Annotated in this window: 15 protein-coding genes; 11 read left to right on the forward strand and 4 right to left on the reverse strand. The window is 61.9% G+C overall.

Annotation, left to right across the window (positions count from 1 at the left end; translation table 11 throughout):
* From FEZ60_RS28990 to FEZ60_RS29010, 5 genes are all read left to right on the forward strand, one after another.
* Positions 1 to 201: 3-keto-5-aminohexanoate cleavage protein (locus tag FEZ60_RS28990; protein ID WP_172937688.1), on the forward strand; the 201-nt coding region annotated here is incomplete at its 5' end.
* Between the two features lie 166 nt (positions 202 to 367).
* Positions 368 to 1,393 (forward strand): ABC transporter substrate-binding protein, encoded by a 1,026-nt coding sequence (locus FEZ60_RS28995; protein WP_033235858.1) that lies wholly within the window; start codon positions 368 to 370, stop codon positions 1,391 to 1,393.
* Positions 1,390 to 2,277: an ABC transporter permease gene (locus FEZ60_RS29000; RefSeq protein ID WP_141485457.1), complete on the forward strand. Its 888-nt coding sequence runs from the start codon at positions 1,390 to 1,392 to the stop codon at positions 2,275 to 2,277. The genes FEZ60_RS28995 and FEZ60_RS29000 overlap by 4 nt, the downstream gene beginning before the upstream one ends.
* The gene (locus FEZ60_RS29005; protein ID WP_045066868.1) at positions 2,277 to 3,086 is read left to right on the forward strand and encodes an ABC transporter ATP-binding protein; all 810 of its coding nucleotides are present in this window, start codon (positions 2,277 to 2,279) and stop codon (positions 3,084 to 3,086) included. Before FEZ60_RS29000 ends, FEZ60_RS29005 begins: the two co-directional genes overlap by 1 nt.
* 368 nt (positions 3,087 to 3,454) lie before the next feature.
* Complete coding sequence (locus FEZ60_RS29010; RefSeq protein WP_172937689.1) at positions 3,455 to 4,402, forward strand: DUF1214 domain-containing protein; 948 nt, start codon at positions 3,455 to 3,457, stop codon at positions 4,400 to 4,402.
* Between the two features lie 72 nt (positions 4,403 to 4,474).
* Here FEZ60_RS29010 and FEZ60_RS29015 read toward each other — a convergent pair whose 3' ends face one another.
* Complete coding sequence (locus FEZ60_RS29015; RefSeq protein ID WP_172937690.1) at positions 4,475 to 5,419, reverse strand: AraC family transcriptional regulator; 945 nt, start codon at positions 5,417 to 5,419, stop codon at positions 4,475 to 4,477.
* A 247-nt stretch (positions 5,420 to 5,666) separates the two neighbouring features.
* Between FEZ60_RS29015 and FEZ60_RS29020 the strand changes: the two genes are divergently transcribed.
* A complete protein-coding gene (locus FEZ60_RS29020) occupies positions 5,667 to 6,491 on the forward strand; it encodes an SDR family NAD(P)-dependent oxidoreductase (protein ID WP_172937691.1) in 825 nt (274 codons plus the stop codon).
* Between the two features lie 47 nt (positions 6,492 to 6,538).
* On the forward strand, positions 6,539 to 7,564 hold the full coding sequence (locus tag FEZ60_RS29025; protein ID WP_172937692.1) for an ABC transporter substrate-binding protein: 1,026 nt from the start codon (positions 6,539 to 6,541) through the stop codon (positions 7,562 to 7,564).
* 9 nt (positions 7,565 to 7,573) lie between these two features.
* Here the strand turns inward: FEZ60_RS29025 and FEZ60_RS29030 are convergent, their stop codons facing one another.
* Positions 7,574 to 8,893, reverse strand: a complete 1,320-nt coding sequence (locus FEZ60_RS29030; RefSeq protein WP_172937693.1) for an ammonium transporter — start codon at positions 8,891 to 8,893, stop codon at positions 7,574 to 7,576.
* Positions 8,894 to 9,056: 163 nt separating this feature from the next.
* On the opposite strand from FEZ60_RS29030, the gene FEZ60_RS29035 reads away from it, so the two are divergent.
* From FEZ60_RS29035 to FEZ60_RS29050, 4 genes are all read left to right on the forward strand, one after another.
* A complete protein-coding gene (locus FEZ60_RS29035) occupies positions 9,057 to 11,207 on the forward strand; it encodes a DNA polymerase III subunit gamma and tau (RefSeq protein ID WP_172937694.1) in 2,151 nt (716 codons plus the stop codon).
* 141 nt (positions 11,208 to 11,348) lie between these two features.
* Positions 11,349 to 12,563, forward strand: a complete 1,215-nt coding sequence (locus FEZ60_RS29040; RefSeq protein ID WP_033235863.1) for an acetyl-CoA C-acetyltransferase — start codon at positions 11,349 to 11,351, stop codon at positions 12,561 to 12,563.
* Between the two features lie 44 nt (positions 12,564 to 12,607).
* Positions 12,608 to 14,728: a 3-hydroxyacyl-CoA dehydrogenase NAD-binding domain-containing protein gene (locus tag FEZ60_RS29045; protein ID WP_172937726.1), complete on the forward strand. Its 2,121-nt coding sequence runs from the start codon at positions 12,608 to 12,610 to the stop codon at positions 14,726 to 14,728.
* A gap of 149 nt (positions 14,729 to 14,877) precedes the next feature.
* Positions 14,878 to 15,915, forward strand: a complete 1,038-nt coding sequence (locus FEZ60_RS29050; RefSeq protein WP_172937695.1) for a type IV toxin-antitoxin system AbiEi family antitoxin domain-containing protein — start codon at positions 14,878 to 14,880, stop codon at positions 15,913 to 15,915.
* A gap of 44 nt (positions 15,916 to 15,959) precedes the next feature.
* Here the strand turns inward: FEZ60_RS29050 and FEZ60_RS29055 are convergent, their stop codons facing one another.
* Together FEZ60_RS29055 and FEZ60_RS29060 are read right to left on the reverse strand one after the other, a co-directional pair.
* Positions 15,960 to 17,261, reverse strand: a complete 1,302-nt coding sequence (locus FEZ60_RS29055; RefSeq protein WP_172937696.1) for a class I SAM-dependent methyltransferase — start codon at positions 17,259 to 17,261, stop codon at positions 15,960 to 15,962.
* Positions 17,258 to 18,703 (reverse strand): FAD-binding oxidoreductase, encoded by a 1,446-nt coding sequence (locus tag FEZ60_RS29060; protein WP_116103889.1) that lies wholly within the window; start codon positions 18,701 to 18,703, stop codon positions 17,258 to 17,260. Before FEZ60_RS29060 ends, FEZ60_RS29055 begins: the two co-directional genes overlap by 4 nt.
* Positions 18,704 to 18,772: the final 69 nt, after the last annotated feature.

Raw genomic sequence — 18,772 nt, forward strand, 5'->3', positions numbered from 1 at the left:
GAGAAGATGACGTCGGTGCAGCAGATCGAGCAGTTGGTGCGTATTGCGGGTGAGTTGGGCCGTGAGGTGGCTACGGGTAAGGAAGCTCGCGATATTTATCGGATCGGTCAGAGGTATGCCGATACCGATGAGACGTTGGCGAAGTTGGGTTATGCGCCGAATCGTCGGCCGGGTCAGTTGGGTTTCACCCACCACGCCTGATTTTTCGTCAACCTGCATGTTTTGTCCGGGGCGCGCCAGTACTGCCGTGCCCCGGACACGCTCAGTACAGCCGCCGGCGCATTTTGCGCACACCAATTGTGTTGGCTCGCATCCCGGTTCGTAGCGACTACCTTCACAAGACACTAAAGGGTATGAGAAAAGTCAGATGAGTTCACAACGTTCTTGGGCACGGAAGGCGGCGGTCATCGCCGCCACTACAGCGACCGCATTCAGTTTGGGTGCCTGCGGCAGTGATTCTGCCTCTGCCGACGGCTCTGTCATGAAGATCGGAATCACTCAGGGAGTGCCAGGCGATCTGCTCACCGTCGTTGCTGAAAACGAGGGCTTCTTCGACAAGCGTGGGGTCAACGTCGAACTGATGCCTCCCTCCTTGACCACCGCCCTCTCCGCCGCCGTCATTTCGAACGACATCACTGTCGGGACCATGGTGCCCGGGACCTTGTGGCCGGCAATCGACAAGGGCGCTTGTGCAAAGGCTTTGGGCTCCACGCTGGGAAACACGATGGATGTGATTGCGCAGCCGGGCACCGAGATCGCCGGTGACCCCACCGATCCCAACACCACTATGGCGAGCATCAAAGGAAAGACCATCGGTGTCACTTCCCGTGGATCCGGCATGGAACTGTGGATTACGCAGCTGCTCAACGATGCCGGTCTGGACCCGGCCAAGGACGTCACGTTCGTGGGAGTCGGAGCGCCGGCCACAGCAATCCAGGCGTTCAAGGCCAAGCAGGTTGACGTTCTCTACTACGGCCCCACTATGGCCGAGCAGTTGCCCGAATCCGAAGTAGTGCGCGTGACGGACATTATCGGCAAGCCTGGGAATGCGCTTTCCTCGCTTGTTCAGGGGTATCCCTCGGCGTCCTGCAACACGATCGAGCAACGCCCGAACGACTTGTTGAACTACTGCAAGGCGATGTGGGACACCTACGATTTTGCGCAGGATCCCAAAAACGCTGCGGCGATGGGCAAATGGATGTCCGAGCTGATCGGTGTCTCGCCTGCCGGGGGACCGGCAGCCTGGGACGCACTGAAATCGACGTATCTGCCGATGACCATCACGCAGGAATCGTGGGAAGCGCAAGCCGAGTTGGCTGGTTCGCCGGCTCCCGTTGCCCCGGATTTCGCCAGCTCGGTGTACGAGCCGTGCACGGGTGGTGATCCGCGATGACCCTTCCCGCTGCCGTCGCGACGACGCGCGTCGACCCGGTACTTCAACCTGTCCCACCAGAGGAAAAGAAGCCGAAGGGTAAGAAAGTTGTTGTCGGCGCTACCGGCGCCAAGGCCAAACTTTCCGGCGGATCATTACTCGCGGTGCAGATAGCGCTGCTGATCGCGATACTGGCTGCCTGGCAGATCAGCTACAACTACGCCGGTGAGAACAAGCTGGTGGTGTCGAACCCGAAGCTCGTGTGGGAGGCCTTTCTAGCTTGGCAGGAGAAAGGCACTTTCTGGCCTGACCTGTGGTCGACGGTGTCTGCGGCCTTTATCGCATTGATTCTGAGCGCGGTGATCGGTATTGCCGCGGGCATCGGGCTCGCGCTGGCGCCGAGCGTCGAGGCCGTGGTTTCTCCGTTCCTGGACGCGATCAATGCGATGCCGCGCATTGCTCTTGCCCCGGTGTTCGTCATCTACTTCGGTATCGGTTCGACCTCGAAAATCGTCCTGGCATTCACGCTGGTTGTCTTCATCATCACCATCAATACCAGGGCCGGTGTTTCGAGTGCCGACTCGGAATTGCTTCGGCTGTCCGTGGTCATGGGAGCGAGTAAGTGGCAGCGCTTCTACAAGGTTCTCTTGCCGGTGGCCGTGCCGTCCATCTTCGCCGGTCTTCGGCTAGGCCTGATCTACTCGCTCCTCGGCGTAGTGGGCGCAGAACTCATCGCCTCGACAAGTGGCTTGGGGCAGCAGATCTCGGCATCCTCGGCTGCGTTCGACCTCGGGACGGTGTACGCCGCGCTGATCGTTCTTGCAGTGATCGCCGCAGTGTTCAACGCTGCCGCCGGGCGTATCGAGAAGTCGATTCTTCGTTGGCAACCCCCGCAGGACGCATGATGACGTATACAGGAGTGAAAGCTGTGGGAACCGACAACGCCGTTGCAGTCGAAGACCCCGCGTTCGAGATTCGTTCTGCAACATTGGATTACACGCCAGCTGGCGCGAGCACCTTCTCCGGAGTTCGAGATCTCTCGCTCACGGGTAAGCGGGGTGAGCTGTTGGTACTGGTAGGACACAGTGGCTGCGGAAAGACAACAGCGCTGAATCTGATGGGGGGATTGATTCATCCGACCACCGGCTCCGTCTCGGTGCTGGGCACCAGTCCGGCGCAGGCGCGTTCGGAGATGGGATACATGTTCGCCCGTGACGCGCTGTATCCGTGGCGTACGGCCAGGCAGAATGTGGAGCTCGGTATGGAGCTTGCTCATGTCGGAAAGGCCGAGCGGCGTGAGCGGTCGATGGAGATGCTGCGCAGAGTCGGACTCGAGGCTGCAGCGGACCGGTACCCGTGGCAACTGTCGCAGGGCATGCGTCAGCGTGCGGCTCTCGCCCGGACGTGGGTGATGAAGCCGGCATTGATCCTCATGGATGAGCCGTTCTCGGCGCTGGATGCGCAGACCCGCGACGTGGTTCGCGACGAATTCCTTGATGTGTGGAGCCAGGAACGGCAGACCGTGGTTTTCGTGACACACGATCTGAACGAGGCATTGCTCATCGCGGATCGGGTAGTTGCCATGCGCGCCGGTGAGGTTGTGGTGGATATGAAAATCGAGATGGATCGACCTCGAGATGAGGCCGGCCTGGAAAGCAGCAAGGAGTTCCGTGACATGTTGGGGGAGTTGCGCGCAACGCTGAACTCGCACTGATTCTCGCGCAGCGAGCACGCGCGGCGGTTGGCCCGTAAGGCAGCCGTGATTGATTAGTTGACCCCGCCAGTGAGAAGGCCCTGTCGCGAACACACGTGACAGGGCAGAGGTGTGGCGGTCGATCATGCACATCGTCGCGATCGGATGGGCGAGGGATCGCCAGAGTGCGTTGAACCGTCCACAGCGAAGGCGTCGGTCACGCCCTGACACGAAAGGGTTCTCCAGGGATGCGGGCTCGACCTAGCTCGGCCGATGATACAGGGCGGGCAGATATCGCAGCCAGTGAATTCACCCGCGGCGGGCGAAGGCAGCGGTTCCACGGGCGATTAGCGTCGTCGTTGATCTGTTGATTCGAGAAGGGACGCCCCGTGGCCGAGATCGTAACCCGAGACAACTTCGTCGAGGCTGAAACCGCGCACTACTTCCGGGAGCAGCTCACCAAGGCCCCCGTCAACAGGTACTTTCACTCCAGGGTGCCGGTGAACGTCGAAACCCAGGTCGTGATCCGGTCGAACGTGGACCTGATCTACTCCTTCGCCGTCGTCGACGTGACCGAGGAAGCCACCTTCTCGCTCGCGCCGTCCAGCGAATACCAGGTGGCCGAGATCATCGACGAGAACCATTACGTCGTCGGTGTCATCTACCCCGGTGAGATTTTGACAGTGCGCAACGCCGACCTGTCCACCGGCACTCATGTGTATGTGGCGGGCCGCACCGCGACCGGGGGCGGGCTCGCCCGCGCCCACGAGTTGCAGGACGCACGCCGGATAACCGCCGCGACGTCCAATCCGTACCGAGGCCGGGAGTTCGACGAGGACACTCGCAAGTCGGTCGGCGCCGAGCTGGAAACTCATGCCGCCGAGGCGGACTTCTCCAAGGGCTTCGGTACCCCCGTCAGTACGGATTCTTACCAGCACCTGTTGGGCGCCCGCCTGGGCTGGGGTGGTCTGCCGCCCGAGGATGCCCAATACTTCCAGGCGGTGGCCACATCCACCGGTGTGGATGTGTGGACCTTTGCTGTTCCGCCGCTGGATTACGAGCGCAACGGATACTTCTCGGTGATCAAGTACGACGGGATGGGCTGGCTCGACGTCGACCGACCTGGCCTGTCCGACAGCGAACTGGTTCGCAACGACGACGGCACCATCAGCATCTGGTTCGGTGACGACCGCGTAGCGCACAAGCCGAACGTCATCCGCGCGACGGAGGGGCAGAAGTTCTATTACGGCATGCGCCTCTACCGTCCGCGCGATGCCGAGGAAACTCGCGAGTTCATCGAGAAGGTTCGGTCGACACCGATTACTCCAGTTGGCTGACGGCTGTACCGCCAGTCGGTCCACTATTGCCTACCTCGGACATCATCGAAGCAGTCGGTGAACGGCCCGGAGTTACTGTTGCGACCAGACCTTCGGACTGCATCCGAACTGTTGGCGGAACCACCTCGAGAACGCGCTCAACTCGGAAAACCCTAGTTCCACCGAGATTTCGGTGAGGGAACGATCTCCGCGCTCGATCGACATTGTGGCCTGATCGCGTCGCACCGCATCCAGGATCGACGAGTACGTCTCACCCGACTGCGCTAATCGCCGATGCAATGTCCGCCTGTCCATCCCCAGACTGCGCGCGATACGCGTCACCGAGCAATGCTCTGTCGGTAGCAGTGTGGCGATCAGGTCTCGGACCTGTCCGGCCAGGGACGGGTTCTCCGGCGGTGCGAGTAGTCCGAGGTACTCTTGGGCGAACGGCCGCAGTACGGGGTTGGACAGTCGATTTGATGAATCCAAATCGCTTGTTGCAATGATGATTCCGTCGATCTCGTGATCGAAGTGGATGGACGGGCCGAAGATGCGAATGTGCATCTCGTCGTCGGCGGGCGCGGCATGCGTGAAACAGGTGGATATCGGTAGCCATTCGTCGGGCAGGAAATCGCACAGGACTCGTAGGGTCGACGCGACAACCAGATCCACCGATTGCTGTCCCAGGATCATCCCGTCCATCGGCGTCACTCGAATCGTGGCCAGGCCGCGAGATTCTGTCAAATCGAGACGGATTGCTTCGTTGTGTAATTTCATGTGGCGCAATACGATTCCGAGTGCGCTCCGTACGTCGGGCTCCTCGCGTGCGATCAGGCCCACCGGACCGAGGTTCGACACACCGCGGTCAAGGGACATTCTGAGGCCGAAATCGTCACGGCCCGATTGTGATGCGGAGAGTTCGAGCAGCTCACTCACGGACTTCGCTGCGATCCATCCCTGCGTCGCGGCAAACGAGGCGGGGTCGATCCCGGCAACCCGCATCAGGGGGTGAGGATTCAGTCCAACCGACTGTGCCACTTCGACATATCCGTTCAAGACAGCACTACGTAGCCTCAGCATCGACGGCCCGAACTCTCGACGTGTTGTCCCATGTTGTCAAGGATATCGACCCAATCTGTCAATGCGGTCGCCGGGGCTGACTGTACCGTGATGGTCGTCACATCGATTGGGCCGAGCATTGCCCCGCGACATGCTCGGTGCCCGAAAACCCTGTTGTCCACACCGTTTTGTCGGCACACGTATTTCTTCGAGAAAGGGATTGTGCATGAAACTTCTCAACCGGGTTGCGGTTGTCACGGGCGCCGGCCAAGGTCTAGGCCGGGCTATCGCACTCGCGATGGCCGAGGAAGGCGCGAACCTTGTCCTGTGTGATGTTCAGGGTGACAAACTCGCAGAGGTATCAGCCGAGATCGAGGGCTTGGGGCGCGAGAGTCTTCCGGTTCGTTGTGATGTCTCGTCGAAAAGTGAAGTGGCCGAGATGTTCACGGCTGCAGCAGAGAGATTCGGTACCGTCCACATTCTCGTGAACAATGCGGCAATTGTGCCGACCTCGCCGGCCGACGAGATTCGACGTAACAAACACTACGAGTACGTCACGACACCTGTTCCTCGGCGCGCAGTCGGAATTACCAGCAGCCTCGATGATGACGACTGGCTCCGGTGGTGGGATATCAACGTGCACGGCCTGTTCTACTGCACCCGCGAGGCACTGAAGTACATGGAACCTCAGCAGTACGGCCGGATCGTCAACATTTCCTCTGTCGCCGGTATATCCACCGCAAGCATGCACAGTCCTGGTTACTCCGCGAGCAAGGCCGCCGTAGCGAACCTGACCAAGACTGTCGCCCTGGATGTAGCCGGCGCCAACATCTTTGTGAACGCAATCGCGTGCGGAGGTGTGCTCACTCCGCCGTTCGAGGCCTATCTCGAACATGCCACCGACGAGGAAAAGCAGAATCTCTATCAAATGATCCCGGTCGGACGGCTCGGAAAGCCTGAGGAATATGCGTCCCTGGCGCTCTACCTAGCCGGTGAAAATCACTATCTCGTCGGCCAGGTGATCAGCGCCAACGGCGGCGTCGTCATCTAGTCCAGGCTCCACATTCCGTCACCCACTTGAGTATTCGAGGACATCAGTTGAACACGCAAAGTTTCCGGACATCGAAGACGATGTTCATCGCCGCTACGACAGTTGCCGCATTCACTTTGGGAGCATGCGGGAGTGATGCCGCTTCGGCAGAGGGTTCCGTCATGAGGATCGGAGTCACCCAGGGGGTGCCCACCGATCTGCTTACCGTCGTCGCCGAGAACGAGGGGTTCTTCGACAAGCGTGGAGTCAACGTCGAATTGAATCCACCTGCCTTGACCAATGCTGTTGCCGCCGCGGTCATCTCCAACGACCTCACGGTCGGTTCGATGGTGCCGGCGATGCTGTGGCCGGCGATCGAGAAGGGCGCATGCGTGAAAGCTCTTGGCTCCCTGGTGGGCAACACGATGGATGTGATCGCGCAACCGGGAACCGAGATTGCCGGTGACCCAGCCGATCCCGACACCACGATGGCAAGCATCAAAGGCAAAACGATCGGCGTGACTGCCCGTGGTGCGGGAATGGAATTGTGGATCAGCCAGATGGCACAAGAGGCGGGTATGGATCCGGCCAAGGACATAACTTTTGTCGGAGTCGGAGCGCCTGCCACCGCAATCGCGGCGTTCAAGGCCAAACAGGTCGACGTCCTCTATTACGGTCCCACCATGGCGTCGCAGCTCTCCGAATCCGAGTTCGTGCGTGTCACGGACATCATCGGTAAGCCCGGCAATGCGCTGTCGGGTCTCAATCACGGGTATCCCACCGCGTCCTGCAGCACGATCGCAGAGCGTCCGAATGACGTCATGAATTACTGCAAGGCGATGTGGGACACCTACGATTTCTCGCAGGATCCGCAAAACGCCGCCGTGATGGGGAAGTGGATGGCAGAGCTGACCGGCGTGGCTCCGGAGGCGGGAACTGCGGCCTGGAAAGCGTTGAAGGACGCCTACCTGCCGATGACCATCACCAAGGAATCATGGGAAGAGCAGGCGCCCCTCGCTGGTTCGCCGGCACCTACCGTCCCGGATTTCGCGAGTTCGGTCTACGAGCCTTGTGCAGGCGGTGATCCCCGCTGACCCCTGCCTTCAGTCCCGGTCGCGTTCTCGTTCCCCACGTTCCTCTCGCTGACGCTGAAGGAACGGGCTGGGGTTCTGGCCGCCGATCGGACCGTGTCCGAGGACGCCGTGCTCGTAGGCGGACTCGGCGTGCAGTGCGACGTCGATTCCGCGGGCCTCGTCTTCGCGCGAGATGCGGAAGCCGAAGGTTCGATCGATCAGCTTGCCGAGGCCGTAGGTGACACCGAAGGCATAGAGCGCGACGACGACAACACCGACAAACTGCTTGCCGAGCTGCGCAAGACCGCCACCGTAGAAGAGTCCTTCAGGGCCGCCGGTCATGACGGCCGTTGCGAGGAGTCCGATCAACAAGGATCCGATGATGCCGCCGACGAGGTGTACGCCGACCACGTCGAGGGAGTCGTCGTAGCCGAGCTTGTGCTTCCAGCCAACGGCATAGGAGCAGACGATGCCGGCGATCAGTCCGATGACCACGGCCCCGAACATATTGACGGTTCCGCAGGACGGCGTGATTGCCACAAGGCCGGCAACGACGCCGGACGCGGCGCCGAAGGTCGTGGGATGCCCGTCGCGGTTCTGCTCGACGAACAGCCAGCCCAACAGACCGGTGCAACCGGCGACGAGGGTGTTGAGGAAGATCTGCGCGGCCATACCGTCGGCGGCAAGAGCGGAACCGGCGTTGAAACCGAACCACCCGAACCACAGCAGGCCGACGCCGAGCAGGACGAAGGGAAGGTTGTGCGGACGCATCGACTCGGCTTTGAATCCCATGCGCTGACCGAGGACCAGAGCCAGAGCGAGGCCCGACGCGCCGGAGACGATCTCGACGACCAAGCCGCCCGCGTAGTCGAGGGCTCCCATTCGAGCCAGCCAACCGTCCGGATTCCACACCCAGTGAGCGACCGGTGCGTAGACGAGGAGGGACCAGATCGGGACGAAGATCATCCAGGCGGAAAACTTTGCCCGGTCTGCGATGGCGCCACTGATCAGTGCTGCGGTCAGGATGGCGAACGTCAGTTGGAAGGTCGCGAACAGCACTTCCGGAACGTTCCCGTGCACGGTCGACGGGTCGATACCTGCCATCCCGAGGTGTTCGAGTCCGCCGATGATGCCGCCGTGATCGTCACCGAATACGAGGCTGTAACCCACGAACAGCCAGGCCACGGTGACAAGCGCGATGGAGACGAAGCTCATCATGATCATGTTCAGTACGCCGGTCGAGCGGACCATGCCGCCGTAGAACAAGGCAAGGCCTGGAGTCATCAGTAGAACGAGTGCGGTGCTGATGAGCAACCAGGCGGTTGCTCCGGCGTCGATGGTGGCGGGCACAGTTTTCTCCTCCCACATGCGGACCTGTCCGCATGCTCGGCATCCACGATGGGTGCGTGTGGTTTCCACTGCGCTGCGACCATGTTGCGAACATGTTTCGTATCCGTCTGGGCGTTGCACCCGCACCGGGCGAGCTGTCGTACCTCGCCGGTAGTCTTTGCGCGTGGCCCTGTACCGGAAGTATCGACCGGCGTCCTTCGCCGAGGTGGTGGGGCAGGAACATGTCACCGCACCACTGAGCACCGCCCTCGACGCAGGGCGTATCAACCATGCCTATCTGTTCTCCGGCCCCCGTGGCTGCGGAAAGACGTCGTCGGCTCGCATTCTGGCGCGCTCACTGAACTGCAAGGAAGGCCCGACGTCGACGCCGTGTGGAGTGTGTAACTCCTGCATCGCGCTCGGTCCTGGCGGTTCCGGCAACGTCGATGTCACCGAACTCGACGCCGCGAGTCACGGTGGTGTCGACGACACCCGTGAGCTTCGCGACAAAGCCTTCTACGCGCCGGCCGAGTCGAACTACCGCATCTTCATCATCGACGAGGCCCACATGGTCACGGCGGCGGGTTTCAACGCACTCCTCAAGATCGTGGAAGAGCCGCCCGAGCATCTCATCTTCGTCTTCGCGACCACGGAACCTGAAAAGGTCCTTCCGACCATTCGGTCGCGTACGCACCACTATCCGTTCCGGCTTCTCGCGCCGTCCACGATGCGCGGGCTCCTCGAGAACGTGTGTGCGCAAGAGAACGTCGCTGTCGAGCCGGCGGTGTACCCATTGGTCATCAAGGCCGGTGGCGGATCGCCGCGTGACTCTCTCAGCGTTCTCGATCAGCTCCTGGCCGGAGCCGGCGACGAAGGCGTCACCTACCCGCGGGCTCTCTCACTTCTCGGCGTTACCGACGTGGCCCTCATCGACGAGGCCGTGGACGCACTGTCCGCCGGTAACGGTGCCGCGCTGTTCGGAACCGTCGAACGTGTCATGGACGCCGGGCACGATCCCCGTAGATTTGCACTCGACCTCCTCGAACGCCTCCGCGATCTCATCCTGATGCAAGCAGTTCCCGATGCTGCCGAAACAGGATTGGTCGACGCACCCGAAGCTGAACTGGTCACCATGCGTGAACAGATTCAGAACGTCGGACCGGCCACCCTGACGCGTTTTGCCGAGACCGTCCACGCCGGCCTGGGTGAGATGCGCGGCGCCACCGCACCTCGTCTGTTGCTCGAAGTGATGTGCGCGAGGATGCTGCTGCCATCGGCGTCGGATTCCGAATCGGCTCTGCTTCAGCGGTTGGAAAAGGTCGAAAGAGGTATCCCGGCAGCAGGTTTCGCGCCGGTAGGGTCCGTTGTCGCTGCTTCAAGTGCGGCTCCGCCGGCAGTGCATGCTGCGCCGACGCCGTCCCCAGAGCCTCCAGTGGAGTCCAAGTTCCAGCGTCCGTCGCAGCGCAAAGCAGAGCCGGAGGTTGTGCCGCCCGCACCTGTAGTCGAGGCCGCGCCGGAACCCGCGCCTGCGCCGGTTGTCGAGGCTGTACCTGCGCCTGAGTCGATTGTTGAGCCCGAACCTGCTCCGGTAGTTGAGGCTGCACCCGAACCTGCGCCTGAGCCCGTTGTCGAGCCCGCGCCGGTTGCCGAACCGGAACCCGAGCCCACTCCGGTTGCGGAAGAGGTACCGGTCGCGGCCCCAGCTTCGGCAGGCCCGACCGTCGAAACGCTCCGCGAGTCGTGGAATACGTTGCGCAACAAGGTGGGTGAGCGAAACAAGGTCCTGCCGGCCATGCTGTCGGCCGCGACGGTTCACGATGTGCGTGGCCATGTGTTGGTGATTGCGCATGTCACTCCGGTGCTCGGTGCACGTGTCACCTCGCCGCACAATGCGGCGGTCATCTGTGAAGTGCTTTCCGAAATGTTCGGTGGCACTTGGCAAGTGGAATACCAGGAGGGTGCACCGGTTGTCCCGGCCGGTTCGGGTCCGGCAGCCAAGGCGGCCGAGGCTCCGGCGCGCCCGGCGGCAGCGCCACGGTTCTCGCGGCCAAGTCAGGAGCGGGCGGCCAAGGCTCCTGCGTCGACATCGCGGCCGCAGGGCGCAGATCGCGGTTCCGACGACATTCCGCCGCCCGAGGCTCCGGATTACCCGGACGACCCTGGACCGGCCCCCGAGGTCGACTACGAAGCGACACCTGCCGCGGCAACGCCGGAAGAAGAAAAGCAGATGTTCGCCGAAGCTGCGCAACCTGCCGATCCGACAACCCGTCGCGACCCGGAGGAAGTGGCAAAGGAACTGCTCAAGGACGTCCTGGGAGCACGCAAGCTCGAGTAAGTGCGGCCCGTCTGATCCTCTCGGTCATCAAGCACGATCGCTTTGGTCCTTCCCAATAATTTGGAACACGTTCTACAGTGGGTGGACCGGAGGTCTGACTGCAGGCCGGTTCGACGAATTAGACGGAAGGAACACCTCACAGTGACCACAGAGGCATTCATTTATGAAGCCATCCGTACCCCGCGAGGCCGCGGCAAGAAGACAGGGTCTTTGCACTCGGTCAAGCCGATTTCGCTGGTCACGGGTCTGATCCAGGAACTGCGCGTGCGCTTCCCCGATCTCGACGAAGACCGGATCTCCGATCTCATCCTCGGGATCGTCGGGCCGGTGGGCGATCAGGGTGCCGACATGGCGCGCATCGCTGTCAACGACGCGAAGCTTCCTGACACCGTCGGTGGCGTGCAGATCAACCGCTTCTGTGCGTCCGGTTTGGAAGCCGTGAACATGGCAGCCCAGAAGGTTCGCTCCGGTTGGGACGAGCTCGTGATCGCCGGTGGCGTCGAGTCCATGTCGAGGGTCCCGATGGGCTCGGACGGCGGACCGTGGGCACTGGACCCGGCCACCAACTACGACAACTACTTCGTTCCGCAGGGCGTCGGCGCAGACCTCATCGCCACCATCGAGGGTTTCTCGCGTGACGACGTCGACGCGTACGCCGTCCGCTCGCAGGATCTGGCCGCGAAGGCTTGGACCGGCGGATACTTTGCCAAGTCCGTTGTCCCGGTCAAGGACATCAACGGCATCACCGTTCTCGACAACGACGAGCACATGCGTCCGGGCACCACGGCGGCAAACCTTGCCGGACTTGCACCCGCATTCAGTGTCGTCGGTGAGGTCGGCGGCTTCGACGCGGTAGCGCTGCAGAAGTACCACTGGGTCGAGAAGATCAACCACGTTCACCACGGTGGTAACAGCTCGGGAATCGTCGACGGCGCCGCACTGGTGCTCGTGGGCTCCGAGAGTGCCGGTCAGGCAATGAATTTGACCCCGCGTGCCCGCGTCGTCGCGACGGCGACCAGCGGTGCCGATTCCACGATCATGCTCACCGGCCCGACGCCGGCAACCAAGAAGGTTCTGGCTGCGGCCGGCCTGACGGTTGACGACATCGACCTGTTCGAGATCAACGAGGCTTTTGCCTCCGTCGTCCTGAAGTTCCAGAAGGACCTCAACATTCCGGACGAGAAGCTCAACGTCAACGGTGGCGCAATCGCCATGGGACACCCGCTCGGCGCCACTGGCGCAATGATTCTCGGCACGATGGTCGACGAACTCGAGCGTCGCGGTGGCAAGCGTGCTCTCGTCACGCTGTGCATCGGCGGCGGTATGGGCGTTGCCACCATCATCGAGCGCGTCTGACGCGACCGGACTACAGGAGACGAATCAGCGTGACCGAGAACAACATGATCAACTGGGAGCAGGACTCCGACGGCATCGTCCTGCTCACCATGGACGACCCCAACCAGGGCGCCAACACCATGAACGACCTGTACAAGGCGTCGATGCAGGCCACTGTCGACCGCTTGTACGAGGAGAAGGACTCCATCACCGGAGTTGTCCTCACTTCGGCCAAGAAGACGTTCTTCGCGGGCGGTGACCTCAAGAACATGATCAAGGTCGGGCCAGAGCAGGCTCCCGACATCTTCGCCGAGGTCGGAACCATCAAGGCCGCGTTGCGTCGCCTCGAGACCCTCGGCAAGCCCGTGGTCTCCGCGATCAACGGTGCAGCGCTCGGCGGCGGCCTCGAAATTGCCCTCGCGACGCACTACCGCATTGCCGCTGACGTCAAGGGCGTCAAGATCGGTCTGCCCGAGGTCACTCTCGGACTGCTCCCCGGCGGCGGCGGCATCGTGCGCACCGTCCGTCTGCTCGGCCTGCAGAACGCCCTCCTGAACCTGCTCCTGCAGGGTCAGCAGCGCGGACCGGTAGAGGCCAAGGAAGTTGGCATCGTCGACGAGGTTGTCGGTTCCGTCGAGGAACTGGTTCCGGCCGCGAAGGCATGGATCAAGGCCAATCCCGAAGGCGGCGTTCAGCCTTGGGACAAGAAGGGCTACAAGATCCCCGGTGGAACTCCGTCCACCCCGGCCTTTGCCGCCAACCTTCCGGCGTTCCCGGCGAACCTGCGTAAGCAGCTCAAGGGTGCTCCGATGCCCGCTCCGCGTGCCATCATGGCCGCAGCGGTCGAGGGCTCGCAGGTCGACATCGACAACGCGATGCTCATCGAGGCTCGCTACTTCACGTCCCTCGTGACGGGCCTTGTTGCGAAGAACATGATCCAGGCGTTCTTCTTCGACCTGCAGGCCATCAACGGCGGCGGCTCACGTCCCGCCGGTATCGGGAAGACCCCGATCACCAAGATCGGTGTTCTCGGTGCAGGCATGATGGGCGCAGGCATTGCCTACGTGTCCGCGAAGGCGGGCTTCGAGGTGGTCCTCAAGGACGTCACCATCGAGGCTGCCAACAAGGGCAAGGCTTACTCCGAAGGCATTGAAGCCAAGGCACTTTCGCGTGGCAAGACCACGCAGGAGAAGTCCGACGCACTTCTTGCCAAGATCACCCCGACGGCTGACCCGGCCGATTTTGCGGGCGTCGACTTCGTCATCGAGGCAGTTTTCGAGAGCCAGGAACTCAAGCACAAGGTGTTCCGGGAGATCGAGGACATCGTTGCACCCAACGCACTGCTGGGTTCCAACACCTCGACGCTTCCCATTACGGGTCTAGCGACCGGTGTGAAGCGCCAGGAAGATTTCATCGGCATCCACTTCTTCTCGCCTGTCGACAAGATGCCGCTGGTGGAGATCATCCGCGGTGAGAAGACGTCCGACGAGGCATTGGCTCGCGTATTCGACTACGTCCAGGCCATCCGAAAGACGCCGATCGTGGTCAACGACTCGCGCGGCTTCTTCACCTCGCGCGTCATCGGCACCTTCATCAACGAAGCCATCGGCATGCTGGCCGAGGGTATCGAACCGGCCACCATCGAGCAGGCCGGTATGCAGGCAGGTTATCCCGCTGCGCCGCTGCAGCTTTCGGATGAGCTCAACCTCACTCTGATGCAGAAGATCCGCAAGGAAAGCGCGGATGCCGCCAAGGCCGAAGGCAAGGAATTGCCCGCAGATCCGGCAGGCGACGTCATCAACACCCTCGTCGACGGTGGTCGCACCGGTCGTCTCGGCGGCGGCGGATTCTACGAGTACGCAGACGGCAAGCGCACCGGCCTGTGGCCGGGTCTGCGTGATGCCTTCAAGTCGGGATCGACGGAAGCACCGCTTCAGGATCTCATCGACCGCATGCTGTTCATCGAAGCCATCGAGACCGTCAAGTGCTTCGACGAAGGTGTCCTCATGACGACGGCCGACGCCAACATCGGCTCCATCATGGGTATCGGCTACCCGGCCTGGACGGGTGGCGTCAGCCAGTTCGTCACCGGTTACGAGGGCGGCAAGGCTGGATTTGTCGCTCGCGCCGAGGAATTGGCAGCCAAGTACGGTGAGCGGTTCACGCCGCCGGCGTCGCTGAAGTAGGGGCGTAGCCCCCGTGCGCCTTTTTGGTAGTTGTCGCTACCAGAAAGGCGCACAGGGGTTTATCCCCAACTAAAGAAGTTATCCACAGATCAATTTCAACGGCCTGTTTTCGGCCAGTTCTGTCGGCGGGCCGTTGAACGCTTGCCGCCATGAATACCTATCGTGGTGGAAGCGAATTTCTCAGGCTGCTCGACGCGCAATCGGGTTTGATACGGCAGGGGCAGCTCTCCGATTTCGGGTACAACCGAGGTGCTGTGCGGAACTTCCTGGATCGTGGTGAGTGGCAACGAGTGCTGCATGGCGTTTATGCGGTAACCGCAGGCCCCCTGACCCGAGAGATGATGGTGCACGCGGCCTGGTTGTACGGCGGCCACCATACGATTCTCAGCCATGACACCGCAGCACAGGAATGGGGCATGCTGCGGGTCGACGAAACGAAGCCGATCCACCTCACCGTGCCGTACGGGAAATCTGCTCGTTGTCAGTCAGCGACGATCCGTAGTGTTCCCGGGCGAACCTCCGGCGCGGTCATCAGAGTGGGTGGTGTCGTCCACCCTGGCGTGGTGGTTCACAGGTCCCGCGCGCACATCCACATCGGAGTGGGAACCGTCGTCCCGCGCACGTCGAAAGCCGACACGGCGCTGGATCTGGCCGCAGCAGAGACCACCGCGCGTGGCGCCTATGTTTCGCTGATCACGACCGTCACCAATGCCCGAATTCCGTTGAACGACATCCGTCGTCGAATCGACGAACGAACCCCTCATCGGTACAAAGGTGCACTCACCGCTGCGATACGTCTGCTGGCCGATGGTGTGCAGTCGACGCTGGAATATCACTATGCGGTTGATGTCGAGCAGGCTCATTGTTTGCCGTCGGCGCGGCGACAATCGCCTGTTCGCGTTGACGGGCGAACGTTGTACGAGGATTGTGACTACACCGAGCACGGCGTGCCGCTGACAGTCCGCCTGGACGGGCGGTGGGCGCACTCGATGGCCGAGGTGGCCTTCCGGGACCGTCGACGCGACAACGCGGCAGAACTCGCCGGTAGGCCGCGGTTGGTCTACGGCTTCGACGAAGTCGCGAAAACACCGTGCGAGGTTGCTCGCGAGGTCGAAGCGGTGTTGCGTCGAGGTGGTTGGGCAAGATCCCGGCCGAGTGACTGCGCAACCTGTGCGCCTTTTTGGTAGCGGGCACTACCAAAAAGGCGCACAGGGGCCGAAGGCCCCTACCCCTACCCCTTCCACCACGGGCGCAACGGCACATGTGCCTCGCCCTTGGCGCCGAGTTTGACAGCCAGAACCTGGTGCAGCTGAACGACATTGCGCTCGAAGCCCAGGCGTGAGCCGGCCATGTAGAGGCCCCACACGCGAGCGGTACCTTCACCGACCTCCGCGACGCAGACATCCCAGTTGTCGACCAGATTCTGGCACCACGCCGCAAGGGTCAGGGCGTAGTGCTCGCGGATGTTCTCCTCGTGCCGCACTTCGAGTCCCACGTTCTGGATCTCGGAGATGATGCGGCCGGAACCGGTGAGCTCCCCGTCTGGGAAGACGTACCGGTCGATGAACCCGCCGGCCTTGGCACTGCTGCGATTGTCCGGTCGGGTGATGCAGTGGTTGAGCAGACGCCCACCTTCGCGAAGTTTGCCCTTGAGGAATTCGAAGTACGCCGGGTAGTTCCCGACGCCGATGTGTTCGGTCAGTCCGATGGAAGAGATTGCATCGAAACCCGATTCGGCAACGTCGCGGTAGTCGGAGAAACGAACCTGGGCGAGGTCGGCGAGCCCCTCGTCCTCGATGGCTTTCTGTGCCCAGTCGGCTTGTTCGCGGGAGAGGGTCACGCCGATCACCTTGACGCCGCGTCGGGCTGCGTAGCGGACCATCGAACCCCAACCGCAGCCGATGTCGAGGAGGCGATCCCCTTCTTGGAGTCCGAGCTTCTCGAACACCAAGCGGTACTTGTTCTCCTGTGCCTGCTCGAGAGTCTGTTCGGCGTTCTCGTAGGTCGCGCAGGTGTAGGTCATCGAGGGGCCGAGGACGTACTCGTAGAAAGTGTTGGAGACGTCGTAGTGGTGATGGATGACTTCGGCGTCACGAGATTTGGAGTGCCGCAGTCCTTCTGCGACGCGGCGCCAGCGGGGAAGGTGTTCCTGCGGCGGCGGCGCGATGGGACGCAACAAATCCCAGCCGAGGGAGCGGGTGATGCTGGCAAGCGTCAGTGCGGAGGGGCGCTTGAGGTGTAGTTCGTCGCCCATGACGCGAAGGATCTCGTACGGGTCGCCGGGATGAACACCCTCGGCTTCGAGGTCGCCGGAGACGTAGGCGCGTGCCATGCCGAGATCGCCGGGAGCTGTTGCAAGATAGGTGGTTCCGCGGGTCGACTTGAGGTGGAGGCCGTAGTCGGCATCCTCAGGTCCGGCGACACTACCGTCGTAGGCGGTGAATCGAAGCGGCAGCATGCCGTCGGAAAGCGTCTCGAGAATCTCTGCGATGGAGAGCTTTTCTTGGTTCTTGGAATCCTTGAACGTGGTCATTTCCGTTGCACCGCCTTAGAAAATAGGTCCAATAAACGCGAATTGGGGTCGTAGCGATCCTTGAGGTGCAGGTAGCGGTCGCCGCCGTAGTACTGCGCCTCGAAGTCTTCCTTCGAGTAATAGGAGTCCGAGTAGAGGGACTTGTGTCCGTCGAAGTCGCCGACCTTGTCCTCGATCAATCTGTTTGCTGCTCCCTCGCGCTCACCGGGAACGATCGGCACCGAAGACCAGAAGCCGATGTTGACGTAGGTGCGCTTGGGTTCGAGAGGGTACAACGGCCACGGCCGCGCTGCGGAGGCTCCGGCGGGACTGGGCTCGCGAAGACGCAACGGGCACAGCCACAGCGGTTCGATCGGGATTTCCTCGAGGAACCACGAGACAAAATCCGCGGTTCGTTCGATGGGCACCTCGACGTCCTGGACGACGCGTTCACGTGGGGGCTTTCCCTTGCGCTTTTCGAGGCGATCGCCGATGTCGTACTTGTGGTCGAGGGCGATCAGTTTCCAGTAGAAGCTGCTGCGGAGGTACTGCTTGGGCCACAAGCGCCGGATCTTGGGGTTCTGGGCTCCGAAGGCCCGCGAGCACCAGAACCAGTCGGTGTCCCAGCGCCACAGGTAGTCCCGGATGGTGAGGCGATCGGTTTTGGGATGCACCAGCGACGGATGCTGGATCGAACGGTAGAAGATGTTCTGTCCCGTGTAGTCGCTGACCGGCCCATCGTCGTCGGTCTGAACTCCGAGCGTGAGGTAGCTCTCGGCATCGGTAAAGACGACACCGTCGAGGTAGTCGACCGCGACGCCGTCGTACTCCCGGTCGGTGACGATGCGGTCCATCGTGGTTTCGAGTGCTTTCAATGAATCGAAACGCAGATGGCGCAGGGCTACATACTTTTTCACCGGTTCGAGGGTGATCTTGAGCCGCGTGGAATAACCGAGGGTGCCGTAGGAATTGGGGAAACCGAAGAACAGTTCGGCGTGTTCACCGTCCGGCGTGGCGGTGATGATCTCGCCGTTTCCGGTGAGGATGTCGATCTCCAGAACGGATTCGTGCGGCAATCCGTTTCGGAAGGACGTGGATTCGATTCCCAGCCCGGTGACGGCGCCACCGAGCGTGATGGTCTTGAGTTGGGGCACGACAAGTGGCGCCAGCCCGTACGCAAGCGTTGCGTCGACAAGGTCCTCGTACGTGCACATGCCGGCGACGTCTGCCGTCCGCGCCACCGGGTCGACGGCGATCACACCGGTGAGCCCGCTGACGTCGAGGCCGGGAGTCGACGACTTGGCACGGGCCCGGAACAGGTTGGAGGTCTTCTTGGCCAGTCGGACCGAACCATCGGGGGGTATCGCGTGATACGACGCGAGAAGTCGCGCAACGCCTTCCCGGTGCCGCGCAAAACCGGTTTCGCGCGCGCCGTCGGAACCCGGACGCTTACCTGCCCGGATCCTGGAAAACTTCGGAACTACCCCATTGAACGAGAGAGTCACAACCTCGACGCTATCCCTAGCGGTTGC

This window comes from Rhodococcus sp. MS16, from assembly GCF_013277795.1.
GTDB classification, from domain to species: Bacteria; Actinomycetota; Actinomycetes; order Mycobacteriales; family Mycobacteriaceae; genus Rhodococcus_F; species Rhodococcus_F globerula.

Excerpts from the sequence above, each read along its gene's own strand:
- FEZ60_RS28995 (WP_033235858.1), top strand. The coding sequence starts at position 368 with ATGAGTTCACAACGTTCTTGGGCACGGAAGGCGGCGGTCATCGCCGCC.
- FEZ60_RS29000 (WP_141485457.1), top strand. The coding sequence starts at position 1,390 with ATGACCCTTCCCGCTGCCGTCGCGACGACGCGCGTCGACCCGGTACTT.
- FEZ60_RS29005 (WP_045066868.1), top strand. The coding sequence starts at position 2,277 with ATGACGTATACAGGAGTGAAAGCTGTGGGAACCGACAACGCCGTTGCA.
- FEZ60_RS29020 (WP_172937691.1), top strand. The coding sequence starts at position 5,667 with ATGAAACTTCTCAACCGGGTTGCGGTTGTCACGGGCGCCGGCCAAGGT.
- FEZ60_RS29045 (WP_172937726.1), top strand. The coding sequence starts at position 12,608 with ATGATCAACTGGGAGCAGGACTCCGACGGCATCGTCCTGCTCACCATG.
- FEZ60_RS29050 (WP_172937695.1), top strand. The coding sequence starts at position 14,878 with ATGAATACCTATCGTGGTGGAAGCGAATTTCTCAGGCTGCTCGACGCG.
- FEZ60_RS29055 (WP_172937696.1), bottom strand. The coding sequence starts at position 17,261 with ATGACCACGTTCAAGGATTCCAAGAACCAAGAAAAGCTCTCCATCGCA.